We start from the raw sequence: 25232 nt of genomic DNA, 5'->3' as shown, positions 1-25232 counted from the left end.
CTCAGGCCGGAATGATGATGAGAAATACGTGCTACGATCTGGGATAGATTTCGATATTTGAGACAGTTTCTCCGTGATCTTTCATATCCAATGATATCGATAGATTGTACCGACGGGGACAGCCAATCCCCAACCAATGTCTCGTGTTCGAGTGTCTGCTAAACCTCAGAATATTTGTGGCAATCTTTTCATGCTCTCCCATAGAGTACCGACAGGCGAGCAAGCTTTTTCGTAAGCTCAGGGGTTAGCTGCTCCGGAAGGAGCCTCCAGCGCCAATTGCCCTCTTTGACCGAAGGAAAATTCATCCGGGATTCGTTCCCCAACCCGAGCACATCCTGCATGGGAAACATGGACACCGCAGCAACAGACATCATTATCAGTCGTATCATATCCCAGTGCAACTCGTCGGGTGCCTCGTTCCGTCCCAGATACTCCCAGACTCGCTGCTTTTGCTCGGGAGAAGCTTCATGGTCGAACCACCCCCGAATCGTATTGGTATCGTGAGTCCCGGTGTACGCAATGTAGTTTTTCTCGAAATTGTGTACTGTGTATGGATTTGTGGGCTGGTCGTCGCCAAAGGAAAACAGCAGCACTTTCATACCGGGTAATTCGAATGTCCGCATCACCTCGCGAACGTCTGGAGTAATAATACCAAGGTCCTCTGCAACAAGTGGAATTTTGGGGAATTTCTTGAGCACTGCCTTGAAGAATCGTTCGGCAGGCCCCTCGATCCACCTGCCGTTGATTGCCGTTTGTTCGTGGGCCGGCACCTCCCAGTATCCCACTAATCCTCTGAAATGATCGATCCTGAGAAACTGGCAAAGGCTCAGGTTGCGCTCGAGACGTTGAATCCACCATTTGAAGCCGTCATGCTCGAGAGTACCCCATTGATATATGGGAACTCCCCAGAGTTGACCGGTCTCGCTGAAGTAATCGGGAGGAACGCCTCCCACCGCGTACGGTTTCTTGTTCTCATCCAGCTTGAAATATTGCGGATGGCACCAGACATCAGCACTGTCGAAATCGACATAGATCGGAATGTCGCCGATCAACTGGATGCTTTTCTCTTTACAGTATTCGGAAAGCGCGGTCCATTGCTTGTGGAATATGAACTGAACGAACTTTTCCATTTCCACATATTGGCTCAGGTCTCTCGCGATGGCTTTGAGCGCTTCAGGATGACGATCGCGGATTTCGTACGGCCATTCGTTCCAGCCCCTGTTGTCGACCCGCTTTTTGTAAGCCATGAATAAGGCAAAATCATCAAGCCATATCCGGTTCTTCTCGATAAAGAGCTCATATTCATAATCGGTCTTTTTCTTGAATGTCCAAAAGGCCTTCCAGAGCAAGCCAATTTTGTATTGCTCGACAGCGGAATAGTCCACCTGATCGTTCCGAAAATTCGGTGTTCCCAAATCGTCGTTCGATACATATCCGTCTCTCACGAGAAATTCCGGACTGATCAGGAGCGGATTGCACGCGAATGCGGACGGGCTGTTATAGGGAGAATGGTGGCCCGGGTTGGTGACTGTCAGAGGTAGTATCTGCCAGAAACTCTGTCTACTTTCAGCCAAGAAGTCTACGAATTTATACGCCCATGGCCCAAGATCGCCTATTCCGAAGCGGGACGGCAGAGATGTTATATGAATGAGTATACCACTTCCTCGAGTTAGCATGATTTATCCCTTATCCGTATGCATTAAGAACCTAGTTCGCAGAATATTCGATTCTCATCGCGAAGAGAAGAAATCCAAATCCGAACGCGTTCAGAATTGCAGTCATACCCGAATCCACTCATGCTGAATACTTTTCTTGCCATTCATCCAGAATTCTCATGAATTCCTTTCTTCTTCACGAAATCCGGGCACTTCGCGCACCTTTTCTTTTCGATAAAGGGGTATTTTTTGCCCCTTTTCTTTCGAAGGACTTGCTTTGCATTCTCTCCGATATTTTGAGACAATGTGATGGCAAAACTTACTTGCTGGTAGCAGAGGTTTTATACGTCAATCTCGCAATGAGAGAAACACTCGGCAAAATCTGTTCTTCTGGCATGAAATGTGCCTAATGTACTATCGGTTTACAGAGCAACTAACTTGTCGGATAAACGTGGACTGTAATAATCATCGAGAGGGAATTCGTATTGGGCTGAGAGTGATCCGACTCCTTCTGCTTCAGTTCGGAAAAAGAAAGGAACGACATGCCTGATATACAGAAATCATCTCCCGAAGAGATACTTGCCAGAATAAACGAGCTGGGAAACGAGGAAGAATGGTTCCATTGCATCGACCTGGGCAATGGAATTTTCACCATGCGTGAGCCGGTGAAGCACCTTCAAACGCTATGGGAGATTCTGGACAAGCATATTCCACTCGATCTAACCGGAATGAGTGTACTGGACATCGGCTGCAACGCCGGATTCTTCAGTGTCGCGGCTAAGAATCGGAACGCACAGTACGTGCTCGGAATCGACACGTCTCCTGGATACTTAAGACAAGCCGAATTTGTGCGAGACGTCCTCCGACTGAATATCGATTATCGGCAGATGAGTGTATATGAGCTTCCGGTGCTGGAGCAGCAATTCGATCTAGTTTTTTGCCTGGGAGTCATTTACCACTGTTCCGATCCGTTTCTGGCTGCGAAGAACGTATTGGCGGCTACTCGCGATATCGCGATTATAGAATCTGCAGTAATGAAGCATGCTGAAAATGTGAATGACAGGCCGTTGTGGGAATTCGTGTTCCCGGGTTACTCCCATGTTCATGAAGAACGCTGCTACAACTGGTGGTTTCCCAATACGCAAGGTCTGGTGGCTCTATTCCGGTCTGCAGGGTTCAGATCCGTGGAACCGATCTTCGAATCCGAAAACCGGTGCTGCATTCTTTGCCGCGTGTAAAACAAGGAGGAACTTCTCAAGAGAAGTTCCTCCTTGTGGTTCTTCCAGTTCACCCGGAGCTACTTACTTCCCTTCAAGAGACTTGATAAGTCTTTCTCCACCTTTAAATACATTGAGCGGATCCCACCATCGGGTCTCGGTTTTTTTCTGTTCCGGCGGTTTTGTGGGTTCAGGCTTGGTTTCAGGTGGTTTCACCGGTTCGGGGGGCTTGGGAGCCGGGGCACTTTGCGGAATTGCGGGCTTTTCAGGCTCTTCTACGTGCGTTTTGGCGTCCGCTTTCCTGGGCATGAATTGAACCCGTCCCCATTTATTGGCTCTCCTGTCGAACGTATACACCGAGATGTTCTCCCCTTCGCGGCACTTTACCCACCATTCGTCGAATTCCGGTCGAAACTCCACGTCCATGATCTTGCCCGTGGTGGGCACTTCAAACAAGCTCATCCGCTCAGATTTCTTCTCCAGTGCGTGTGCACTTGATTCCAGCGAGAAAATAAGGAGGAAGAGACCGAGCGCACCAATCAACAGTAACTTTGTGGAAAACGAAAGAAGCTGATTCTGGGGCATAATACAAGCCTGGTCATTTTATTTATTTACTCTTGCCCATACAGCATAAACCGGATCGCTCGGAATTCCAAGGGAGCAGTATTTATCATCAACCGACCGCGGTTTGTCGGTTCAAAATAAAAACGACCGGCAGGGGGTGACCGGTCGATTACGCTATTTCTCTGTGCTGCCTTCTACATCACTGCAGATTCGATTCTTGATTGCGTCCGAAGACCAGACTGCAAGGGGTCCACACGCACCTCTGGGATCCATGCGGCACCGATAACCTGTGCCGGTTACCCCTTGGTTTTCAAGGAACTGCCAGCTATCTTTGAAATAGCAGCACTCGTCGTTGAAACACACATAGTGGATTTCTCCGCCCCATGACGACTCCAAGGGAGTCTCAATAGGATCCATTTTTTCGCCGCAATGCGGACATTCGGGCCCCTTCTCCATAGATAACCTCCTCGGTTGCGCTCCGGACGCGATTTCTCGCGGCAAAACGCGTTCTGGATGCCTATATGTGCATACCCAAGGCATTCTTCGTTATAGGTAACCCTTTCCCCACGGGTACGCAAGTGTTCCGGCGTTCAATTTCTCTCTACTTCATCAAGAATCGAACGAAACCATAGGAAGGAGATGTGTTTTCTGCTATTTTTAAGATCCGGCCCAACCTATCTGCCGACAACGAGGTAAGCATGAGTTCCGATCCCTCTCAGGATTCTCGCTTCGTTCCCGATCCCATCGAAAAAATTATTCTGAAAAGCATGAACGAAGGGGTCATCACTCTGGAGTGTACCGGAAAGATACATACTACCAATCCCGCAGCTCTGAAAATTCTTGGGTTCGAGCAAGAAGATCTCGTGGGACGACAGTTCTACGAAGTCTTCAGCGATCCACGGAATAGTGAATTTGCAGATACCTTCATGCACGCAGTCCAATCCGGTAAGAGGCAGTTGCACCCTGACGTTGAATATACTCGTGCAGACGGGCAAGTTGTCTATCTATCGCTTGCTCCGTCCTTTCTCGATTATGATGTATGTGTTCCGGACTTACAGAACGTTGTCGTGGTATTCAGGGATGTAACCGCGTTGAAATCCCTGGAGCAGATGAAACGCAGAGCCGTGAATCATCTTTCACACGAACTGAGAACTCCCCTTGCGATAATTACTGCATCCGTCGGAACGTTGGCAGCGGATGAAAGATCGACGGAAAAGCAACAAAAAGCCTTTGCCCGCGTTGAACGAAATATCAAGCGCCTCGCTGAACTCTCCGGTATCATCGAAGAAATCTTCAATCCACCGGTAATCGATCCGCAAACTATCCAAGTCCGGAGCACTATCGAAGAGATTCTCGCGGAATTACGTCTCCACTTCCTTCATCGGAGCGTTACAATCGGCACGTGCATAGGGTCCGACTTGCAGGTTGTGCTGGATCGCTCGCTGCTGGTCACTGTCATTAAGACTCTGGTGAAAAACTCCGTGGAAGCGGTTCCCAACGGAGGAGAAATACTTGTGACAGCCGAACGCGTGACCGGCGGCATGAGCCTAACGGTGCAAGACTGGGGAGTGGGAATTGCCATCGGTGACCGGGAATTCATATTTGACGGGTTTCATAACACGCAAATCACGGATGACTATTCCAGCAAACGACCGTACGACTTCAATGCCGGTGGAAAAGGGCTCGAACTGCTGCGGTTGAAGACTTTGGCCGAAGCGAGTCTCTTTCAGATTTCTTTTTCAAGCGCCAGGTGTCGCTACATTCCTGAGGACGGCGATCATTGTCCGGGTGATATTTCACTCTGCTCCCATATATCGGGAATCCGGGACTGCAAAGCCTCTGGAGGAACGACGTTCGGCGTACTTTTTCCTTCGATCTCATCGCAGGGATAATCAAATCGTTGCCGTAAAAGGAATCCATATGCACGAGTCTCTTCGAATGCGGCTTGACAGAATGTTCGCTCCGCGGTCCATCGCGGTAATCGGAGCAGGAGACACTCCCGATAAAGTGGGCCATGCAATTATGGACAGCATTGTTACCGGGGAATTTCCGGGCAACGTCTACCCTGTGCATCCCAGACACGAGAGTATTCTGGGTTACAAGGTGTTCAAAAAACTCGAAGATCTCCCCGAAGTCCCGGATCTCGCAGTAATCGCGCTGAATCAGCATTCCAGCGTGGACATTGCTGCCAGGCTACGAGACATGGGAGTTGGCGGAGCAAGCCTTGTTGCAGGCGGTTATGCCGAAATGGGCGCGCATGGGCTCGAGCTTCAGGCAAAGCTGCAACAAGCAGCGGGAGACATGCCCATTGTGGGGCCGAATACCCTTGGATTCCTGAATGCCAGGGCAAAACTCAATGTGACCTTTTATCCGCGTGTTCTCAATCCCGGATACGTCTCCTTTCTCAGCCAGAGTGGCGGAATAGGCCTTGGATTCAAAGGTCGCGCTGACGACGAAGGTCTTGGTATAGCCAAATGGATTGGTGTGGGAAACCGCTTGAATCTCGAATTTCACACGCTTATCGAATACTTGAAAGACGATCCTGACACCCGGGTGATCGGATTATTCACTGAAGGAACATCCGACCCCCGTGCCCTCATGAAACAAATCGCCGAAACCACACCGCACAAACCTGTTTTGGTGTACAAGGGAGGTCTTGGCAGTGATGCGGACCGTGTGACAGTGACTCACACCGGTGCGGCAGCAGGAGAGATGCGTATCTGGGAAGGCGCTCTTCAACAAGCAGGAGCAAGAACGGTCTCCTCAGTATGGGAGATGATTGCTCTCTGCAAGGCGCTTGCGATTGGGAGAATTCCTTTAGGAAAGAGGATTGCTATTTTCACTCATACTGCGGGCCCCAGCATCGTCGCGTGGGATGTGCTCATGAAAGAACCGGGGTGCGTTCTGTCCGAATTGGCTGCGTCTACCCTGGAAAGAATAGCAGGGATTCTCGGGCCGAGCGTTCCGGTTGTACACAAAAATCCAGTGGACGGTGCTGCTGGAGCATTCCTGACGAAACCGTTTCACGACATAGCAGAAGCAATTCTCATGGACGATTCCGTAGACGCGCTCCTGGCAATATTTTGCGAACACAAGAATTGGGTGTATCCTTCTGAGGAACTCATTGAGCTAGCACATCGCTTTCCCAAGCCTATTGTGGCATGCTTCATTGGTACGATCCGCAAAATCGAGCCGGATCGCAAGAGGCTCCATGAGGCGGGAATCCCCACGTACGTTCAACCCGAGGATGCAGCAATGGGTTTGCGTGCACTCCTGGAAAGACTGAATATCTCCGAGGCAAGGTCCGGAAACAGCGGCAGCCGGCATCCCCTTCTGGGCGTGACGAGTGCTTAATCACAAAGGGGATTTTTAGAATCGCAAGAAGACAACCTTTTGAAATATCCCACGAAAAGTGTATAAGCCCAAATAATCGTATGTCAAAAGGGACGATGAGAATGCAAAAAGCAAGATCGTCTTAAACCACTATAATTCCGTAAAATTAATGCGATCAATCCCATGAAACTGATGCAAACCCCGCGATCGATGGACCTGTCCATAACGGGTCGCTGCAATTTGCGATGCGCGTACTGTTCACATTTCTCCAGTGCCGGTGACGTTGCCGACGATTTACCCACTTCAGAATGGCTCACGTTTTTTGAAGAACTCAACCGGTGCAGCGTCATAGACGTCTGTCTTCAGGGCGGCGAACCGTTCGTTCGCTCGGATTTTTTCGAATTGGTGGATGGAATCGTAAAGAATCGCATGCGTTATTCCATTCTTTCCAACGGAACCCTGATCACCGATGAAATAGCGTCCTTTTTGAAAGCCTCCCGCCGGTGTAATTCAGTGCAGGTTTCCATTGACGGTTCCATACCGACAACCCACGATGCATTCAGGGGTGAAGGCAATTTCGTCCGTGCGTTGCGCGGGCTGCAGTTTCTTCTGAAACACGGAATTCAGGCGGTCGTACGCGTTACTATCCATCGTCAAAACGTGCACGAGCTGGAGAGAATAGCTGAATTTTTGCTGGAGGAGTTGGGGTTACCCGAATTCTCCACGAATTCGGCATCCTATTTCGGACTCTGTAGGAAGAATTCAGAACAGGTTCAACTTTCCGCAGCGGAACGCTCGATTGCTATGATAAAGCTGATGGAGCTCTCCAGGAAATATGACGGCAGAATATCGGCCCAGGCTGGACCGCTTGCGGAAGCTCGCCTCTGGCGCGGGATGGAGCAAGCGGCAGCGGGAAATGCAGGCAACATTCACGGTGGAGGATTTCTGACAGGATGTGGAGGCACTGAATCGAAACTGGCCGTGCGTGCCGATGGTGTTATCGTGCCCTGCCCTCAACTCCCGGATATCGAGCTTGGGCGGATCAATGAAGACGATCTCAAGGAAATCTGGCAGACACATCCGGAACTGAGGCGTTTTCGCAAGCGGCAGGAGATCTCTCTGGGAGATTTTGAGTTCTGCTACGGCTGCGAGTACGTAAATTTCTGTACCGGCAACTGTCCTGCTGCCGCACATGCAATTCTTGGGGATGCCTGGCATCCGAGCCCGGACGCATGCTATCGGGAATTCAAGAAGGCCGGAGGAAAATTACCTGAGGATGCGATCTAGCAGAGACATGTTCATCTACCGGTGAACGATAAAGCTCGTCCGACGAATCGGCCGAGCTTTATGCGGGGGGAGAAAGGGTATCCGGCAACCGGGGGTTAGAAGAGGAAGCCGACCTGGAGGAAGGCTCCGTCTATGGTGGTGCCGAATACCTCGGCCTGTTTGTCCTTTTTCAAATGAGAGTACCGATACCCACCTTGGACGATGCCGAAACGTCCTGTCTTAATCGGTATCAGATAGCTCAGCCCTACTTCAGCTTCATAGCCGATGCTGTCATTCAGGAAGGCGATGCCGCCTTTGCCGCTGAAAGCCAGGGTATTGCCGTGAAAATTCTTGAGACATCTGCTGAATTCGAGTCCGGTTACCGCCATATTCTTGGTATCGTTCCATACCACGGGCGAGGTTACGCCGGTTCCGATGGACAGCTTGTCCTGCACATTCAGCCAGTCCGCATACAGGTTGGTAAGACTGTGCTGAGTCTGGCTCAGGTTAAAGTAAATTCCCGCTCGATGCTCCACATGATCCCATTTTGACCGCACTTCAGTTGCCGACGCAAAGGTGGTCCCCATGAAGTTGAAAGAGGTTCTCGGGAAGCTCGTGGCTTCCTGAAAAATAGGAGTGAAGGAGTACCGAATTCCCCAGCGGGGTCTGAACTGATAGAGTGCATCCACAGACCACACTATGTTACCGCTTTTTTTCAGGCCCAGATGATCGTCGAAGTCCACCAGGGAGCTTTGGAGTCCCGCCACATCAAGCCCGCGGCGTACTTCACCCTGGATTCTTGCAAAGGTCACCTTGGGACCGACCATAAACTGGCCTTTCGCTGGTGTGGGTAAGAAGCAGTCTGCCCACCAGTTCATCGGATTAAGCCTTGAAAGCGCCTCGAACCTTGAAGTCACCCCGGGGTAGGGTCTGACCTTAATCGCTTCAGGAGTCGTCGGCTTCACTTTGGTGATGCCTTTGGCTCCCGGGGGGCAATCAAGACGTGCGCCGATACAAGGATCGTAATCAGTAGGCGAGGATTCGGCCCACGCGACAGTAGCGATCACTGTCACAAAAAGAGCGAGTACAAACACGAATTTCGGATAGTTTCCTAACATAACACCCTCCCTCAGGGTTCTAATGTCGTGCTGGGGTGGACTTTAAACAGATTCTCAACAATGTCAAGAAAAAAGATATTGGTTAATCAAATATTTATTTTAAAAAACTAGAAAATACTTAAAATAAATGAAAGGAGCTATCACATAACTACCTAATATTCCGATTCTTATTAACTTAAACTACGCCGCAATTCTTGTTCTCAAAAAATCAACCAAAATTTCAAACCACTATGCAGCATAGTTGATCCAAGCGCGGAGCGGCGCACGGATCTCTTTCCGGAAGATTTGCTCGTCAATTGAGAAACAAATCTATGCAACATATCAATATATCAGGTTTTTTCTACAAAACGGAATAAAGGAAAGCCTTATTGGAAGGAGGATTTTCTTTGAAGAAATTGCTCGACTCTTAGAGAACCATCTATTTAATCACGATATCTCAGCAAGTTATATCTCTTTTTAAAAGCCCCCTGGGAAGACAAGCGGATCCGGGTGAGACGAGATTAATCTATTTCGGTGTAATAATCAGGAGCAGGAGCGGGTTCCCGAGCCGCGAAAATACGAAAACTCGCTACCCCCCATTTTTGCAGACGAAATCGAACGGACGTCCAGAGGACTCCCAGGCCGTACACAACAGATCTCCGGAAATTGATGGAAGAAGCCTCGGGAAAGTACCGTGTCGGACAGGATATTTCCCCCACATTGAATTTGAAATAGATGGCTTGAGCGAGCATTTCATTATCGAACATGAAATCGTCGGAATTCTCGTGAATAGGCAGTTCTTCCAACACGGACCGGGAAAACGCGCGAAAGCCCGTGTGAAATTCGGAAAGCTTGGAACCGAGGAAAAGATTTTCAGCGAGTGTCAACATTCTGTTGAAGATATATTTGTACAACGGCATGCCCCCGCTTCTCGCTTTTCCTCCCAGGATGCGGGAACCAAGCACCACTTCGTATTCTCCGGACACCACCATTGCCGCCATTGCGGGAACCAGTTTGGGGGAATACTGATAATCCGGGTGCAGCATCACAATGACATCGGCTTCGGATTTCAGAGCTTCTCGATAGCAGGTCTTCTGATTCCGGCCATACCCGTAATTTCGGTCATGGAGAAAGCAGCGGATATCCAGTCCTCGTGCCAGGCACACTGTTTCGTCGGCAGAAAAATCGTCGACCAGAAGAACCTCATCCACAACGTCTCGATCCAGCTCAGACACTGTCTTTTCCAGTGTTGCGGCTGCATTGTACGCCGGCAGAACAACAATGATCTTTTTCCCGTTCAGCATGGCGGGCGCTTTTCCTCCGGATTATCCCATGCACACACTTTTGGTTGTCAGAGGCGAATCCTTCTTGTTTCTGATCTGAATCATCTGCGCGATTATAGATACTGCGATCTCTTGAGGTGTTTCGCCTCCGATAGGCAAGCCGATGGGAGCATGTACGCGCTCGATGCTTTCACGGCTGAATCCTTGTTTCATCAGCAGCTCAAATATGAGCTGTGTCTTTCTTCGCGATCCGATCATGCCAATGTATGCAGCAGGAGTATTCAGGCATTGAGCCAGCACTGTCTTATCGTGCGCATGGCCTCTTGTGACGATCACGAGATAACAGTCCTCGTTTATCTGAAGCTTGGACAAAGCAGATTCATAATCATCGAGTACAATAATTTCGTCAGCATCAGGACATTTTTCGATGCAGGCAAATTCCGAGCGGTCATCCAGGACGACCACTTTGAAATCCACGTACGCAGCCAAATGCGCTACACAAATCCCAACGTGACCCGCTCCGAAGATATAGACCGTTCCTGTGGGATGGAGCCATTCGAGAAATACAGGACTTGATAAGTCCGACACGTCCAATAGCTGAGCCGGCTTTAAGAGACGTTGAGCCGGCATGGCTTCCAGAGCCGATTCTTCTCCGGAGAATCCACCCCATTTCTTTCCTGCGCCATCGAGAAGCAGATGATTTATTGCACCTCCGGTACTTCCCGGGTTGGTTTGCAGAGTAGTGAAAAAGTATCCTGATGCTCTCTCTTTTTTAATCTCCAAGACTTTCCGAAAGATTTCCTGTTTTTTTATATCATCGGCAGAAATGAATTCTATAAGCACATCGGCTTCTCCGCCACAGATCATGTCGACGGACTGCGCATCTTTTCCCTGAAATGAGAAGTGCGCTCGATGGGAAGTCCCAGTATTCAATGCGTGAAGTGCAAATTCCTGCACCTGAGATTCGAAGAGGCCTCCGCCTATAGTTCCTACGGTTCCTCCGTCCTTTTTTACGAGAAATCGAGTCCCCACATGCCGGGGAGAAGACCCTCGAACACCGAGGATCGTTGCCACTACGAAATCCTGGACTTGCTCGAATTGCTCTGCAGCGGCTTTCCAGATTGCCGTCATTGCTTCACCACCTGAATGGAAGAATGTATGCGTGTTTTGGTCATTATAGGAAGTCTAGGGTAAGTAGTGCAGCGGATTTTGTCAAGAAGGGGATTCGGTGCACTTCTGAAGCTCGACCGCAAATTGTTTCAATGTTCTGTGCTTTCGTCTGAGTTGTCGTTTTTCGATTAGAAAAACGACAACTCAGACGAATATTAAAAGTTTTTTGGAGGCGTTTGGGGACCCTTTTTTACCAAAAAAGGTTCCCCAAGTCTTATTCTTCACGTTTGCCGCCCAGCAGTATCCTGATTTCCTGCAGCAGGTCAGTTGCCAGCATCGGCGAGTTTCCGACCTTTTCCAGAAGGCTGTCCGCAGCCAGACCGTGGAGAAAGACACCAAAGGGGATAGCCTCTTCGGGAGGGATATTCTGGACAAGCAGCCCGCCGAGGATTCCGCTCAGCACATCGCCTTGACCGCCGGAAGCCATCCAGGAATTGCCGGTGGTGTTAATCACAATCATGCCGTCAGGTGATGCGGTTATAGTCCCCGCTCCCTTGAGCACTACCCAGACCCCGAAATCCACGGCAAACTTCCGTGCTGTTCCGATCCTGTCCTCTTGCACTTCCCGCGGACTCTTGCCAGTAAGCCGTGCCATTTCTCCGGGATGAGGAGTCAAGACTACTTTTGCTTCAGTGGACTTGAGTATATCCATACGTCCCGAAAGGGCATTCAGGCCGTCCGCATCGATCACCAGCCATCCTGTATAGGATGACAGGAATCTCTGCACCATCTCGGGAATATCGTATTCCGTGGAAAGTCCGGGGCCGAGAACAACGCAGCGTTTGCCTTCAGCCAGATCAAGCAAGCGTTCCAGAGCAGTTATCCCAAGAAATCCCGGGACAGATTCGGGAAGAGGCGCTGTCATCTCTTCCGTGAGTTTTACTTCGAGAATCGAGTTCAATGCCGCGGGAACTCCAACGGTGACAAGCCCTGCCCCAATCCGTGAAGCTGCATGTGCGGCCATTGCAGGAGCTCCGGTTTTGCCCGGCGAACCTCCAATGACGAGCAGATGTCCGAAAATCCCCTTGTGGGCTTCGGGGTTCATGCGCAGGCCATAGTAGGTCGCCGCGTTGGGACTTGAATACAACATTGCTTGCGGAGGATTCTTCTCTATTGCGGGTAGCGGTATGGAGATATCGACGACTTCGATATCGCCGCAGTAAGCAATTCCGGGGTATACGGCCATGCCCACTTTTTTAAAGCCGTACGTGGCCGTGATATCGGCCTTGACTGCACACCCCAGGATCTTGCCCGTATCCGCATCCAATCCGGAAGGCAGATCGACTGCCACCCGAATTGCTTGCGATGAGTTTATCTCAAGAATGGCATCTCTGTACGGAGAACGGACTTCGGAATTCAAGCCGGTGCCAAGAATTGCGTCCACAATCACTTCGCTCTCGCGCCATTTTCTGGCCGCCACATTCATGGATTCCGAATCGGTGACGTGAAAAATACGCGATGTCATATGCTCCAGGATTTTCAGGTTGATCAGCGCGTCGCCCTGGATTTTGTCGCGAGGACTCAGAAGAAATGTCTCGACTTCGGCTCCGTGATTGATCAGATATCGGGCAATCACGTAGCCGTCTCCACCGTTATTCCCGGGACCCGCGACAACGGAAACCTTCAAATCCTGAAGATCTGGTCCGAGTCGCGTTTTCATAATGTGAAACGTTGTTCGACCGGCATTTTCCATCAGCACTATCCCGGGAATGCCGTATTCCTGAATCGCAGTAGCGTCAAAAGCCCTCATTTCCTCAGCAGTTACAAGATACATTGCAGATTTCTCCGGTCGAGAGGAGCCGTTGGTTTATTTCACTGTGCAACCACCTTCGAAGATTTTCCGGGATGCAGGAATTCACAGGAATAGCCTGAGCACAGCATATTGTACCGGCCGATTTGTTCGAGTGTTACCAGACCTTTCAACTCACCGCCGCGTAGCACAGGAACTGCTCTGATACCGGTGTTCTGCATTTTATGAAAAACCTCTGTCAATGGAGTGTCTTCCACTGCGGTGGCAAAGTCCTTGATCATAAAACTAGTAATAGGAGCAGACGGGCCCTGTTCGTGAAGCCCGTTCACGAGCATATCTCGAGTAACCAATCCCACCAGACGTCGGTCATCCACCACAGGAAAGTCGGACTGAAATCCCCTGGTGAACAGTGCTGCAAGATCGCCGAGTGTTGCGTCGGGCGAGACCGCTTCTATGTGAGTGATCATGGCCGCTCCTGCCGATGCTTCCCCAAGCGACAGCATAATGCCCGAGTAACGTTCTTCAGCTTCCGCTCCGAGGTACACGAACAGAGCAATGAGCAGCATGAAAAAATTCATGGTAAATATTCCCAAGAAGAACAGGAGAATAGCGAAAACCTGGCCGACTCCCACCGCAATTCGTGTCGCGGTGTACTTGGATAGATAAAGAGCCAGAAATCCTCGCAATATCCTTCCACCATCCATGGGAAACGCCGGAAGGAGATTAAAAATCGCCAGCACGAAATTTACCGCGGCGAGTTGAGCCAGCAGGCTTTTTTCCACGGAAAGATCCCGCAGACTCACACCCGTTCCGAAGAGTTCAGCAAAGAACCATAAAGAGAAACCCAGGATCATACTTGCTGCCGGTCCTGCTACGGAAATCAGGATCTCCTGGGTCGGGTTTTCGGGCGGATTCGGCATACGGGCAACCCCACCGATAGGAAGCAACGTAATATCAACGACTTCTATGCCGTAGTGGCGGGCTACGAGAGAATGACTGAGTTCGTGGAAAACGACTGACGCGAAAACCAGAACGACGAATACTACTCCCGCGAGTCCGCCGATTCCGATCACGGAAACTCCCACAAAATAGATGAGAATCAGCAATAATACGAACGTCAGATGAACCTTAACGGGTATTCCCATAATGGAGCCGATTCTGAATGACCATCTCATATGAAGTGCCTCCTCACTGTGCTTAATCCTTTGGGGGGCTCTACGCGATCAGAGATTTCCGGGGGATGCTTGATTCGCGCAGTATTGTATGTGCCCGTAGCCAGGAATTTATTCATTCTATTATCATATATTGACACACCGGTCAGCCGGTCGGTTTTGCACGAATAACAGATTTGTAGTAATCTCATGAGAAAATGGTTTATTCCGTCAGCTCAGGTCAGAATGAAAGCATCGGCTTTGCCAACCGCCATACGTGATCTTGACATGGCGGGCACGGCCACGGTAGGGGTCCCGCGAACACGGGGGATGCCTGCCCTTCCCGGGATGACCGTCACGGAGGCCGGTTCGTTGCCGGGCACCCACAAGGGATGCCCCTACAGATGCGCATCGGGAGGGATCCTCGGTACAGGAACAGCCGTTGCGCCCGAACTTCTCACTGAGTCGGGCTGAACTAAGGGCATAATCCATTTGAAAAAACTCATATGACGCTTACAGAGGTAGCAGTGATACCTATTGGAGAAGCCCAGCAGAAAGTATTGGAAGAAATCCCGGTCTTGGGCAGGGAACGGATCCATATTCTCGAGGCACTCGGAAGGGTGCTCGCGCAGGAAGTGGCAGCAATCAGGGATGTTCCCTCTGCAAACAATTCCGCAATGGATGGTTATGCATTACGCCACGAAGATATCGCGGGGGCGGAAGCGTCCAATCCTAAAAGAGTGAAGCTCATAGGAGATTCTCCGGCAGGAAGACCTTACCTGGAACCCATAGGACCGGGTGAAGCCGTTCGCATTATGACGGGGGGCCTGATACCTCCGGGCGCGGACACGGTGATAATGCTGGAAGATACCGACAGGGACGGCGATTATGTGATTTGTTCCAACGATCCGGGCAATGGCGCACACGTCAGACCTCGTGGCGAAGACGTGCAAGCAGGCGAAGTGGTCTTGCCGGCAGGAACTATTGTCAGGCCGCCTGAAGTCGGTATGCTGGCAACCCTGGGGCATGCATACGTGCAAGTGCATCAAAGGCCTCTTGTCGCAATTCTCTCTACGGGCGATGAACTGGTCGACCTGGACGAACCCTTCACTGACGGCAAAGTGGTCTGCTCTAATTCCTACAGTCTAGCAGCGCAGGTTGCGGAGTGTGGAGGGATTCCCCTTTCCCTGGGAATAGCGACGGACAACGAATCCGATCAGCGTGCCCGGATTTCAGAAGGTTTGCGAGCTGACGTGATCCTCACTTCGGGCGGCGTTTCGGTTGGTAAATACGATCTGGTGAAAGATACGCTTACCCAGCTTGGAATGCGCGTCAAATTCTGGAAAGTCGCCATGAAACCGGGAAAACCTCTTGTCTTCGGGACCATAGGTAACAAGCCGGTATTCGGGCTTCCCGGCAACCCGACATCTGCCATGATCTCATTCGAACAGTTCGTGAGGCCCGCACTTCTCAAAATGATGGGTCACACGAATCTGTACAGACCTCTGGTAAATGCGGTTCTTGCTCAGGATATCAAAGTATCCCCTGGGCGGCTCCATCTCGTTCGCTGCAAGCTTTTCGACAAGGATGGAACAATGATGGCTGTGGCCACTGGAACGCAAAGCTCCGGGGCGTTGCGGTCGATGGTCCTCGCTGATGGTTTGTTGGTGCTGCCTTCAGAGCGCTCACCTTTTTCCGCAGGGGATTCGGTCAGCGTCCAAGTGCTGCACAGCACTCCTCTGAGTTCCCATTCGCCGTATGAGTAGGCCTGTTGGGCCGGACCTCATACTGATTCGAAATCAAAGAAGGAAAATTCGGGGAACCTTTTTTCTTTGCCTCAGCAAGTTTCAATGACAGCTTTGTTATGAAGTTTTGCCGAGGTATTAACGTCCTGAAGGGACGTACCACCGGTAGCCACGGGTGCAAGAGACTGTCTCAGAAGTCGAAATTTGTCCCAGATCGTGGCACGAAATTCTTATCATCTTCACGGCCTGATTGTAGGGGCGCCTCTCGTGGGTGCCCGGTAGTGACCGGCCTCCGTGCCGGTCATTGCGGGAGGGCAGGCACGAGACCTGCCCCTACAAGGATGATGAATCGTGGCACGATTTTTGTGCGTTCGAGACTTTTGAGACAGTTTCGCAAACCCGTGGGCATTGGGCGCTGAAGGACGGAGACCCTAAAGGGGTCGACCATTCTGGATTTTCATCAAGCTGGACATTTTGATGTGGATTGGCATCCATGAATGTTGATGGTTTGTGAACCCTTCCAGGGTTCCACAGAGCTGGTTAAACCGACTTTTTTCCATGGGTTGCATCCCGCGTCCCGCGGGACTACCATTAGACCGCCCCTCTGGGGCTCTTGCCGGCCCATTTGCTCGCCCACGTCCAAATTACAATGGCTGAGCAAAAAGTACAATCCATTTACAAGAAAAGTTCTCCAAATCTAATGCTTTGAAAGTATCAGTCAGTTAATATGCATCCTTCATAAGGACCAAAATCGGCCGGCACGGAGGCCGGCCGCCACCGTCTGATAGCGGTCTTCGATCAGGCCTCGGCATCTGCCTTTTCGAGATAGTTCAAGACGTAATCGCGAATACCGCTTTCCAGGGTAAAGAGCTTGTCTCGAAAACCGGCAAACTTCAGCTTCGTTGTTTCTGCACAGGTATGGTACTGATATTTCTTTTCCAGCCCTTCAGGCATATCTATGTATTCAATATTCACCGGCAGATCGAGCGCAGAGAATACGCCTGCCGCCAGATCGTTGAAGCTTCGCGGCGTGCCGGTTCCCGCATTGAAAATGCCATTTACTTCGGGACGTTCCAGAAAATGGAGCGTAATTTTCACCGCGTCCTTGACGTAGATGAAATCCCTTACCTGCTCGCCGTCTTTATATTCGGGCCTGTATGATTTGAAGAGCTTCACTTTTCCTGTCTTCTTGATCTGAAAAAAGGAACGGATGACAACGCTGCGCATATCGGCTTTGTGATACTCGTACGGTCCGTATACGTTGAAATATTTGATCCCCACCGCTGTCTTCAGGATTCCCGTCCTGAGAGCCCACCAGTCGAAAAGCTGCTTTGAGTAGCCGTACATATTCAAGGGGAGCAATCGGGCCACGGCTTCATGATCGTCGGAATATCCCTGAGCGCCGTCACCATAGGTTGCCGCGCTTGACGCGTAGATGAATCTCACGCCGCGCTTTCCGGCAAATCTGGAAGCTAATTTCTGAGAAAACTGAAAGTTGTTTTCCATGAGATAATCGGCATTCTTTTCGGTTGTGGAACTGCACGCTCCCAGATGAAAAACCGCCCAGATTCCATGGTCGTAGAGACCCCTTTCGAGCCGCACGAGAAAATCATCCTTGTGTTCGTAATCGACAAATTTCAAGTCCAGGAGATTCTTCCATTTCTCAGTTTGGCCGAGACGATCGACAATGAGGATGTCGTCTTCTCCTGCTTCGTTCAGGGCTCTCACTATGTTGCTTCCTATGAATCCGGCGCCTCCGGTTACGATGATCACTGCAAACCTCTCGAAATCATGTTCGTTCATTCGTTTTGGTGGTCGTGTATCATACGCATCTTGTGTCCCGCAAGCAAAGAAGGAAATTCGAGGCCTCGGACTTGTTCCCGGCGGTCGTGATCGAGTAGCATAGCGTACACATTCGAACGGAGTACAAGTATGATCGTTCATAACAGTTCAATCAGTCTTCGGACCGAAGGGTTCTCGGATTGCCGGAATATCACCGAGGAAGTGGAAAAAGCAGTGCATGCTTCGGGTGTTCGGGAAGGCCTGGCTACAGTAATGGTGACAGGTTCCACAGGCGCGATCACTACCATAGAATTCGAGTCCGGAGCAATAAGCGACTTGAAGCAAGCTTTGGAACGACTTGCTCCGACAGACATTGAATACGCGCACAACCTGAGATGGCATGATGGAAATGGATTTTCCCATGTGAGGGCAGCTCTCATGAAGCCTTCTCTCAGTGTTCCGATAACCGAAGGTACATTGTGCCTGGGCACATGGCAGCAGATCGTGCTCATGGATTTTGATAACCGGCCTCGAAACAGGTCCGTGATGATTCAGGTGATGGGAAAATAATGGTTCGCAACAGCCGTACGTGCGCGCAAGGAGCACAAGCGTGAAAGCACTTGTTTTCGACGGAAATCTTTCTTTGAAAGACCTGCCGGTACCCGAACCTTCGCCTAACGAGGCACTCGTCAAAGTGCTCACGGCAGGTATTTGCAAGACTGATGTTGAAATCAGCCGCGGGTACATGGATTTTCAAGGGGTTTTGGGCCACGAATTCGTCGGCACTGTGGAACAGTCTCCCGACCCTGAACAACTGGGAGAGCGCGTTGTGGGCGAGATCAATGCCGGATGCGGAACCTGCTCGTGGTGCAAAGCAGGCATGGAACGGCACTGCCCCAACAGGACGTGCCTCGGTATTCTCGGGCGGAACGGCGCAATGGCAGAATACCTGACGCTGCCACCATCCAATCTCATCTCCGTTCCCGAGAACCTTGCCACCGAAAGGGCGGTTTTTGCCGAACCCCTTGCCGCTGCCCTTGAGATCCTGGAGCAGGTCCACGTCAAACCGGCAGATGAGGTGCTCGTCATTGGAGATGGAAAGCTCGGGCTGCTCGTCTGTATGGTATTGAGATTGACCGGATGCAAGCTGCTCCTCGTGGGCAAGCATCCGGAGAAGCTGAAGTACTTTCAAGATCTGGGCGGTTCAACCGCGCTTCTTCACGAATTGGCCGACACTCGGGACAAATTCGATGTTGTCGTTGAAGCTTCCGGAAGTCCCGGAGGATGGAAGCTTGCTCTCGATCGAGTGAAACCTCGCGGTACCCTGGTCCTGAAAAGCACGTACCACGGGTCCCTGGAATTCAACACAGCGCCCCTGGTGATCGACGAAATCACCGTTGTCGGATCGAGGTGCGGTCAGCTTGCCCCTGCATTGAGAGTCATGAGCCAGGGCCTCGTGGATCCGACCCCCCTGATAAGCGGAACATTTCTGTTGACTGAGGCGGAAACCGCATTCGTGAAATCGCAGGAACCCTCAAGTATGAAGGTTTTGTTGAAGATTGGTTCCTGATCGGGACTGGTAGTCTGTTGGTAAAAGTCCAATTACGACATGTTCGGGCAATTGCCCGGGGAACGCGAGTAGTGTTTCACCTCTTCGCGACTCTCACAAACCTAATAGTTACGCGGGGTAGAGAAGATCTTCTCCTGTGCTCATGATAACACTGACTTTCAAAATCCCCCCCTTTATTAAGGGGGGATTGGCACGTGCCTTCTTAACCCCCCCTTTTATAAAGAGGGGAGGGGGTAACCATTCAGTTGTAAGCGGGCACTAGCAATTCTGCGCCCTGAAAGGGCGGCCCGATAGTAGCCACGGGTGGTCAACCCGTGGACACCGGCACGCCCACAGGCATGGTTCAACGACCCTGAAAGGGTCGACCAAAAGGCAAGGATTCTCGAATGTCATTGTTAGACCCTTTCAGGGTCCTGAAGACAAAGGACTTGCCGTATCACTTCCGTGGGTTTGCACCCACGGCTACTGTTGAGTAGCCCCTTCGGGGCTATAGAACTCTTTTCCACGCGTAACTGAATGCTTACGGGAGGGGGGATTTTTCCCACGCATAGCTGAATGGATATTGTATGGTTACGATTAAATCAGTTCTGACTTGATTTTTCTTCATTCCATAGATAGAATACCGTCCACGAGGTGTGATAATGAGACGTGCCGTACTTATACTCGTGATTGCGATTTTCGCCGCAGGCTCAACTGTGTGGGCCCAGAATTTTCCCGATCAGCAGTCGAATCAGCCTCAGAGAGTCACGGGTAATACGGCAGCGCAACAAAAAATGTTTTACGGATACATACCTCCTGCCCCCATACGACATACCTGGCCGGGCGGTTACCGCGTTATCTTTCACGAGCTCGGTAATACGCTTATGGAACACATCCTGGGTCACTATTAATCCGATCGTTCGTTTCAAGAATTACATCGGGAAATCTCCTTTTCGCAGGAACGTTCCTTAAATTGCACCTTTGATACGGTATGTTTTTCCAACGGGGGAGAATGCGAAGCCAGAATGCCTGTTGTCTCCAATTCCACCTATACCGCGCCGCTTTTATTCAGGAATGCTCATGTGCAAACAGTATATCCTTCTCTGTTTCGTCGAGTTACCGGTGTTGAATACACCAGGAGAAGGATTACTACGCCCGATGATGATTTCATCGACATCGATATTGCTTCCGTGGGAGCTCGGAAAGCGGGAATAATACTCCACGGCCTGGAAGGGAATTCCGGCAGAAGCTACGTCCTGGGAATGGCACGGGTGCTCACCAGGAACGGCTGGGACGCCATAGCTATGAATTTCCGCGGCTGCAGCGGAGAATCCAACAAGCTTCCCCGGTTTTACCATAGTGGAGATACCGATGACCTGAGCACGGTCTTAACAAATGTGGAAGAGATCGATGCATACGAAGAGCTTGCTCTCATCGGATTCAGCCTGGGAGGCAACCTCATCCTCAAATATCTTGGGGAGCGCGGAACCAATGTTCACGAAACAGTCAAGCGATCGGCGGTCTTTTCCGTACCCTGCGATTTGTGTGCAGGAGCGAGAAAGATCGGTTCTTCGGGCAACCGGCCTTATATGAGTAGATTCCTCCGCATGTTACGAGAAAAGATTCGCGCCAAAATGGCGATCATGCCCGGTCGCATTAACGATAACGGATACGAATCCATCAAAGACTTTGAGGATTTCGACAACCGCTACACTGCACCCTTACACGGATTCAAGGATGCCGAAGATTATTGGCTCCAGTCGTCCTGCAAGCAGTACATTCCTGAAATCAGCGTCCCCACTTTGCTCGTGAATGCGCAGGACGATCCGTTTCTTACCCCGGAATGTTATCCGCTGGAAGAAGCTGCGCGCAACGAAAACTTCTTTTTCGAGATTACGCGGCATGGCGGCCACGTGGGGTTCGTAGCATTCAACGCGTCACGTCAGTATTGGTCGGAATTGCGGACCGCAGCATTCTTGAACGGCAATTCGTGATAAGACGGTATGTACAGGGGAGCGAGAATTGCGTCTCATGATATGGGCAATTGTGGCAGTTGCCAAAATTAGTGACGGCTTGAAGATTAGGAATAATGGTAGGTGCCGTGCCTCAGTGCCGACACATCTTCAACATGACCAATGATATCAATAGAATGGACCGGCAGGGACGCCGGTCCCCACCTGTAGCTTCTATTGAAGATCGGATAAACCTCAAAAATTTTCGGCAATCACTCTATACGTCACTCTCTACAATGCGTTTCACTATTTTCGTGATAATTCTCGCTGTCGCGCTTACAACCGGAACTACCTTCTGGTAGTCCATCCTTTTCGGCCCCACCACGGCAATGCTTCCCAGACACGATTTCTTTGTTCGTATGGGGTAAGCGACGATAGAGCATGTGTCCAGCTCGCCGACTCCGTGCTCTGAACCGATCAGTATCTGAATTCCCTTTGCCTGTAAGGTCTTATCCAAAATTTTTAGAAAATTGCTCTTTTCCTCGAATGCGACCAACACGGCTTTCAGTTTTTCGATATGAGCAAATTCCGGGTCTTCGAGAATGTTGATCTGGCCCTCTATAAATACCTCTCTGGTTGCGCCCACCATTAGAATGGAATGTCCCAAACGAAGAACCTTTGCCAGCATGGCATCGACTCTCGTTCGTTCCAGGTTCAGTTCATTCTCTATGCGCTCCCTGGCTTGCCGCAAGTCCAGATCCTTCAGCATATCGCACAACATGCGGCTGTAACGCTCCAGAGTCTCCTGCTTGATCCCGTCCTCATCGAAAATAATCTTATTGTGAATAATTCCCGCGGTGGATACGAGAACCACCAGAATTTTGTCTTCGGCAACTTTTATGAAATCAATAGATTTGAATGTGTAATCAGCAGGAGGAGAAGCAACAACGCCTGCCTGCCGCGAAAAGCCTGCCAGAACCCCTGAAGACTTCCTCAAGACGTCGCGTATGTCGAGACCGGCATTGCCCAGCAGAGTCTCGATCATGGCTTCTTCTTCGGTTTCCAGTTTTCCCGGTCGCAGCAGGACATCCACGTAGAACCTGTACCCGAGATCGGTTGGAACACGGCCCGCACTCACATGGGGTTGAGTGATAAACCCCGAGTCAGTAAGGTCGCTCATGATATTGCGAATAGAGGCCGCGGATAACCCTATTTCCCGCCTCTTTGAAAGAGTGCGGGAACCTACGGGTTCTCCGGTGGCAACGTATTCGGAAACGATCGCTTTCAGGATCTGCTCCGAACGGTTTTCAAGACGGCCCATGAAATCATCCTCGCTTTTCCACGTTCATACAACATTAGCGTCGCAAAGGGTGTGCGTCAAGGGAAACCACGAGGAAATTCAAACCAGGCGTTGGCAGAGACACCGGATTTGCATCGCGTTTCGCTAGATTCGTGATCCTTGCCAGATTTCCCGTCTCTGACTGTTTTTTCGGGGGATTCGAATGGTTGGGTTATCTACCGGCTTTTTCTTGACAAAAATATTAGGATCATATATAGGTTAGCCAACTTTGCTTATGTAGGTTATAGCAAAAGCACGCTAACGCTTTAAATGAAGATGAAAAAACTACTCATAACAATCTGGCTCACCTTCCTGTGCTTTATGCTCATGGGCAATGTCCACGCCTGGGAAATCCCCCCGTACCTGAGGATCAACTCAGGTGCTCGTATGTGGTTTTCAAATCTCCAGGGCGACTTGATCCAGCCAAACCGTTCCAAAATCGATTTCTCGGATGCGTTGGGACTGAGCACAGAACGGCTGGCCTGGGAAATATTCGGCAGTTTGCGCATTGACAATATCCACGTCTTCAGATTCCGCGCGGAACCGTTCACCAAATATGAGTCCAGCAACGGTTCTTACCAGGCCATTCGGGATTTTCGGTTCGGGTATGATCTGGATTTCTTTATGTCTCCTCAGATCCTTTTCGGCGGCAACATCGAGGTATCGGCTCTGTCGCTGGAAACCAACGTGAGTGATGCGATCGTCGGAGGCATTACCTACAATTACAACGAGAAACGCACTCGCGCTGTTCCTTTGTTAGGGCTTCACGGCACGTTCTTCCCGGTCATGGATTCCATCGCCTTAAGGCCTCAATTTTCAAGTCGATTCGGATGGTGGAATTACGAAAGTCTGGAGTCCTGGGATTGGGAGATTGCAGCAGCGGTAGATATTCCGATAAATCGTCTGTGGACGTGGGGACTCAGCGGAGGATTCAGATTCTGGCACAACAAGATGAAAAGAGAGGTGGATACGGTTGATTTGAACCGCAACGGCTTCTTTCTCGAGACAACTTTGCTCTTCTGAGCCGCCAGCGTATACGCCTTTCCTCGTATCTTCAGCAGACAATGATTATCTTGAGATTTCCCGCTTTTTTCTCTGAAAATAATCGCAGATAACAACCTGAGAGTTTTTCCGGACAACTGCTCAAGGAGAGTCGTCCGGAGTTGCGCATTCTACAATGTATCCGCTGTCCTTCTGGTGCTGTATGCTCTGGAATGAATGATTTCAGCGGTGTCTATCAGCTTAGCGATCCTCTGTCGTAGGATTGCTTCAATTCCTTCCGGATTGCATAGCGCCTTGCTGCAGGATTCTTTCCTGGACGCAGTTGAAAACCCGCGTCAATATCTCACCTGCGCTACCCAGCATGAGTATATCGGTAACCTGTTTGTGCATAGCCGATGGTTCCATATTGATCTCAATGACTTTGGCGGGCGGATACTTGAGCTTTACGGTAAGAGGAATCTGGGCAGCGGGAAACACCTGCAGCGATGTCCCGATTACCAGCAGCACGTCACACTTTTGTGATTGTACCTGAGACATCATGAGCGATTTTGAGCCAATCGGCTCCCCGAAGAAAACTGCATCGGGTTTGAGCAATCCCCCACATCGGGTACATCGGGGCACATCCTCATCGCCATTATCCAGCCTGCTTTCCACATTTGAAATCGGCTCGACCATTTTGCATTTCATGCAGATGGCTCTGAGAAAATTACCATGAAATTCTACGACTTCAACCGAACCGGCTTTCTGGTGCAGGTTGTCCACATTCTGCGTGATAATGCATTTGACGATTCCCATTTGCTCCAGTTTGGCCAAAGCGAAATGCGCGGCATTCGGTTCTGCCGAAGCGAGATCGAAATCACCGGATGCCTTCATTTGAAGGTGCAGACGCCAAAATCGGCCGGGATTCTGCAAGAACCGATCTATGGAGAATTCGCCCGGGTCCACTCGCGACCAAAGTCCGCCCGGACTTCTGAAATCCGGAATTCCCGATTCCGTGCTTATGCCGGCACCAGTGAGCACAACGGCATTGACAGAGGTGGCGAGGCAATCTGCAACTTCCTGTATTATTGTTTCCATAAGAACTCCTTGCACGTAACTTAAATTCAAAAGTCAATCACGTGCGATGAGATAGTTTTTATTCTTTTTTGAAAAAATCCGTTTCCCGATAATACGCGGAAAACCCCGTTCAAACGGCACTCGGACCATGAGAATACTGTTTCCACGTTATCAGATTTTTGTACCTGTTGGAAGTATACTGTTGGATGCATTCGCGTTATCACAATACGGATTCTCTTGAAGGAAGGCTTCAGCAGAGATGGTTACCCCTTGACACAGGCGCGAGGTCAAGATTATGTTCAAAAGATAAGTAAAGAATTT

21 protein-coding genes are annotated in these 25232 nt (G+C 50.4%); 10 read left to right on the top strand and 11 right to left on the bottom strand.

The features are described from left to right. Positions 1-188: 188 nt before the first annotated feature. On the bottom strand, positions 189-1676 hold the full coding sequence (malQ, locus tag DESTI_RS08435) for a 4-alpha-glucanotransferase (protein ID WP_014809546.1): 1488 nt from the start codon (positions 1674-1676) through the stop codon (positions 189-191). Positions 1677-2197: 521 nt separating this feature from the next. Here malQ and DESTI_RS08425 point away from each other — a divergent pair. Further along, the gene (locus DESTI_RS08425) at positions 2198-2893 is read left to right on the top strand and encodes a class I SAM-dependent methyltransferase (protein WP_014809545.1); all 696 of its coding nucleotides are present in this window, start codon (positions 2198-2200) and stop codon (positions 2891-2893) included. A gap of 63 nt (positions 2894-2956) precedes the next feature. Here DESTI_RS08425 and DESTI_RS08420 read toward each other — a convergent pair whose 3' ends face one another. Further along, entirely contained in the window at positions 2957-3457 is a 501-nt protein-coding gene (locus DESTI_RS08420) for a hypothetical protein (protein ID WP_014809544.1), read from the bottom strand. Between the two features lie 153 nt (positions 3458-3610). Then, positions 3611-3892, bottom strand: coding sequence for an ogr/Delta-like zinc finger family protein (locus tag DESTI_RS08415; RefSeq protein WP_014809543.1), 282 nt, complete (start codon positions 3890-3892; stop codon positions 3611-3613). Between the two features lie 242 nt (positions 3893-4134). Between DESTI_RS08415 and DESTI_RS08410 the strand changes: the two genes are divergently transcribed. From DESTI_RS08410 to scmE, 3 genes are all read left to right on the top strand, one after another. Further along, positions 4135-5328: a sensor histidine kinase gene (locus DESTI_RS08410; protein WP_014809542.1), complete on the top strand. Its 1194-nt coding sequence runs from the start codon at positions 4135-4137 to the stop codon at positions 5326-5328. 46 nt (positions 5329-5374) lie between these two features. Then, complete coding sequence (locus DESTI_RS08405) at positions 5375-6790, top strand: CoA-binding protein (RefSeq protein WP_169316375.1); 1416 nt, start codon at positions 5375-5377, stop codon at positions 6788-6790. Between the two features lie 171 nt (positions 6791-6961). Next, positions 6962-8056 (top strand): SynChlorMet cassette radical SAM/SPASM protein ScmE, encoded by a 1095-nt coding sequence (scmE, locus tag DESTI_RS08400; RefSeq protein WP_211213806.1) that lies wholly within the window; start codon positions 6962-6964, stop codon positions 8054-8056. Between the two features lie 95 nt (positions 8057-8151). On the opposite strand, the gene DESTI_RS08395 is transcribed toward scmE, so the two are convergent. The 5 genes from DESTI_RS08395 to DESTI_RS08375 form a co-directional block, all read right to left on the bottom strand. Beyond that, the gene (locus tag DESTI_RS08395; RefSeq protein WP_014809539.1) at positions 8152-9153 is read right to left on the bottom strand and encodes a hypothetical protein; all 1002 of its coding nucleotides are present in this window, start codon (positions 9151-9153) and stop codon (positions 8152-8154) included. Positions 9154-9653: 500 nt separating this feature from the next. After that, on the bottom strand, positions 9654-10436 hold the full coding sequence (locus DESTI_RS08390) for a glycosyltransferase family 2 protein (protein WP_014809538.1): 783 nt from the start codon (positions 10434-10436) through the stop codon (positions 9654-9656). Between the two features lie 21 nt (positions 10437-10457). After that, positions 10458-11546, bottom strand: a complete 1089-nt coding sequence (locus DESTI_RS08385) for an XdhC family aldehyde oxidoreductase maturation factor (protein WP_014809537.1) — start codon at positions 11544-11546, stop codon at positions 10458-10460. Between the two features lie 253 nt (positions 11547-11799). Further along, a complete protein-coding gene (locus DESTI_RS08380; RefSeq protein WP_014809536.1) occupies positions 11800-13359 on the bottom strand; it encodes a bifunctional ADP-dependent NAD(P)H-hydrate dehydratase/NAD(P)H-hydrate epimerase in 1560 nt (519 codons plus the stop codon). 38 nt (positions 13360-13397) lie between these two features. Further along, positions 13398-14510, bottom strand: coding sequence for a site-2 protease family protein (locus DESTI_RS08375; RefSeq protein WP_014809535.1), 1113 nt, complete (start codon positions 14508-14510; stop codon positions 13398-13400). A 503-nt stretch (positions 14511-15013) separates the two neighbouring features. Here DESTI_RS08375 and DESTI_RS08365 point away from each other — a divergent pair. Further along, entirely contained in the window at positions 15014-16252 is a 1239-nt protein-coding gene (locus tag DESTI_RS08365; RefSeq protein WP_014809533.1) for a molybdopterin molybdotransferase MoeA, read from the top strand. A 777-nt stretch (positions 16253-17029) separates the two neighbouring features. Here the strand turns inward: DESTI_RS08365 and rfaD are convergent. After that, positions 17030-18004 carry an ADP-glyceromanno-heptose 6-epimerase gene (gene rfaD / locus DESTI_RS08360; RefSeq protein WP_014809532.1) on the bottom strand — a complete coding sequence of 325 codons (975 nt, stop codon included), beginning with the start codon at positions 18002-18004 and terminating at the stop codon, positions 17030-17032. A 159-nt stretch (positions 18005-18163) separates the two neighbouring features. Here rfaD and DESTI_RS08355 point away from each other — a divergent pair, with 159 nt between their 5' ends. The 4 genes from DESTI_RS08355 (at position 18164) to DESTI_RS08340 (ending at position 21556) form a co-directional block, all read left to right on the top strand. Then, positions 18164-18583 (top strand): secondary thiamine-phosphate synthase enzyme YjbQ, encoded by a 420-nt coding sequence (locus tag DESTI_RS08355; RefSeq protein ID WP_014809531.1) that lies wholly within the window; start codon positions 18164-18166, stop codon positions 18581-18583. A gap of 40 nt (positions 18584-18623) precedes the next feature. Continuing rightward, positions 18624-19583 (top strand): MDR/zinc-dependent alcohol dehydrogenase-like family protein, encoded by a 960-nt coding sequence (locus tag DESTI_RS08350; RefSeq protein ID WP_014809530.1) that lies wholly within the window; start codon positions 18624-18626, stop codon positions 19581-19583. A gap of 641 nt (positions 19584-20224) precedes the next feature. Further along, the gene (locus DESTI_RS08345) at positions 20225-20473 is read left to right on the top strand and encodes a hypothetical protein (RefSeq protein WP_014809529.1); all 249 of its coding nucleotides are present in this window, start codon (positions 20225-20227) and stop codon (positions 20471-20473) included. A gap of 171 nt (positions 20474-20644) precedes the next feature. Then, positions 20645-21556 (top strand): YheT family hydrolase, encoded by a 912-nt coding sequence (locus DESTI_RS08340; protein ID WP_237671468.1) that lies wholly within the window; start codon positions 20645-20647, stop codon positions 21554-21556. A 235-nt stretch (positions 21557-21791) separates the two neighbouring features. On the opposite strand, the gene hrcA is transcribed toward DESTI_RS08340, so the two are convergent. Then, positions 21792-22835, bottom strand: a complete 1044-nt coding sequence (gene hrcA / locus DESTI_RS08335) for a heat-inducible transcriptional repressor HrcA (RefSeq protein WP_014809527.1) — start codon at positions 22833-22835, stop codon at positions 21792-21794. Between the two features lie 294 nt (positions 22836-23129). Here hrcA and DESTI_RS08330 point away from each other — a divergent pair, with 294 nt between their 5' ends. Then, the gene (locus tag DESTI_RS08330) at positions 23130-23876 is read left to right on the top strand and encodes a hypothetical protein (RefSeq protein ID WP_041286056.1); all 747 of its coding nucleotides are present in this window, start codon (positions 23130-23132) and stop codon (positions 23874-23876) included. A gap of 246 nt (positions 23877-24122) precedes the next feature. On the opposite strand, the gene DESTI_RS08325 is transcribed toward DESTI_RS08330, so the two are convergent. Then, positions 24123-24932 carry an SIR2 family NAD-dependent protein deacylase gene (locus DESTI_RS08325; protein WP_014809525.1) on the bottom strand — a complete coding sequence of 270 codons (810 nt, stop codon included), beginning with the start codon at positions 24930-24932 and terminating at the stop codon, positions 24123-24125. Between the last annotated feature and the right edge of the window lie 300 nt (positions 24933-25232).

The organism is Desulfomonile tiedjei DSM 6799 (assembly GCF_000266945.1).
GTDB classification, from domain to species: domain Bacteria; phylum Desulfobacterota; class Desulfomonilia; order Desulfomonilales; family Desulfomonilaceae; genus Desulfomonile; species Desulfomonile tiedjei.
This window is presented reverse-complemented; position numbering and strand designations above follow the sequence as displayed.

Coding starts and splice junctions, on each gene's coding strand:
- DESTI_RS08345 (WP_014809529.1), top strand. CDS start 20,225: ATGAGACGTGCCGTACTTATACTCGTGATTGCGATTTTCGCCGCAGGC.
- DESTI_RS08355 (WP_014809531.1), top strand. CDS start 18,164: ATGATCGTTCATAACAGTTCAATCAGTCTTCGGACCGAAGGGTTCTCG.
- DESTI_RS08410 (WP_014809542.1), top strand. CDS start 4,135: ATGAGTTCCGATCCCTCTCAGGATTCTCGCTTCGTTCCCGATCCCATC.
- DESTI_RS08375 (WP_014809535.1), bottom strand. CDS start 14,510: ATGAGATGGTCATTCAGAATCGGCTCCATTATGGGAATACCCGTTAAG.
- DESTI_RS08385 (WP_014809537.1), bottom strand. CDS start 11,546: ATGACGGCAATCTGGAAAGCCGCTGCAGAGCAATTCGAGCAAGTCCAG.
- malQ (WP_014809546.1), bottom strand. CDS start 1,676: ATGCTAACTCGAGGAAGTGGTATACTCATTCATATAACATCTCTGCCG.
- DESTI_RS08325 (WP_014809525.1), bottom strand. CDS start 24,932: ATGGAAACAATAATACAGGAAGTTGCAGATTGCCTCGCCACCTCTGTC.
- scmE (WP_211213806.1), top strand. CDS start 6,962: ATGCAAACCCCGCGATCGATGGACCTGTCCATAACGGGTCGCTGCAAT.
- DESTI_RS08380 (WP_014809536.1), bottom strand. CDS start 13,359: ATGTATCTTGTAACTGCTGAGGAAATGAGGGCTTTTGACGCTACTGCG.
- hrcA (WP_014809527.1), bottom strand. CDS start 22,835: ATGGGCCGTCTTGAAAACCGTTCGGAGCAGATCCTGAAAGCGATCGTT.
- DESTI_RS08330 (WP_041286056.1), top strand. CDS start 23,130: ATGAAAAAACTACTCATAACAATCTGGCTCACCTTCCTGTGCTTTATG.
- DESTI_RS08420 (WP_014809544.1), bottom strand. CDS start 3,457: ATGCCCCAGAATCAGCTTCTTTCGTTTTCCACAAAGTTACTGTTGATT.
- DESTI_RS08425 (WP_014809545.1), top strand. CDS start 2,198: ATGCCTGATATACAGAAATCATCTCCCGAAGAGATACTTGCCAGAATA.
- DESTI_RS08390 (WP_014809538.1), bottom strand. CDS start 10,436: ATGCTGAACGGGAAAAAGATCATTGTTGTTCTGCCGGCGTACAATGCA.
- DESTI_RS08395 (WP_014809539.1), bottom strand. CDS start 9,153: ATGTTAGGAAACTATCCGAAATTCGTGTTTGTACTCGCTCTTTTTGTG.
- DESTI_RS08405 (WP_169316375.1), top strand. CDS start 5,375: ATGCGGCTTGACAGAATGTTCGCTCCGCGGTCCATCGCGGTAATCGGA.
- DESTI_RS08415 (WP_014809543.1), bottom strand. CDS start 3,892: ATGGAGAAGGGGCCCGAATGTCCGCATTGCGGCGAAAAAATGGATCCT.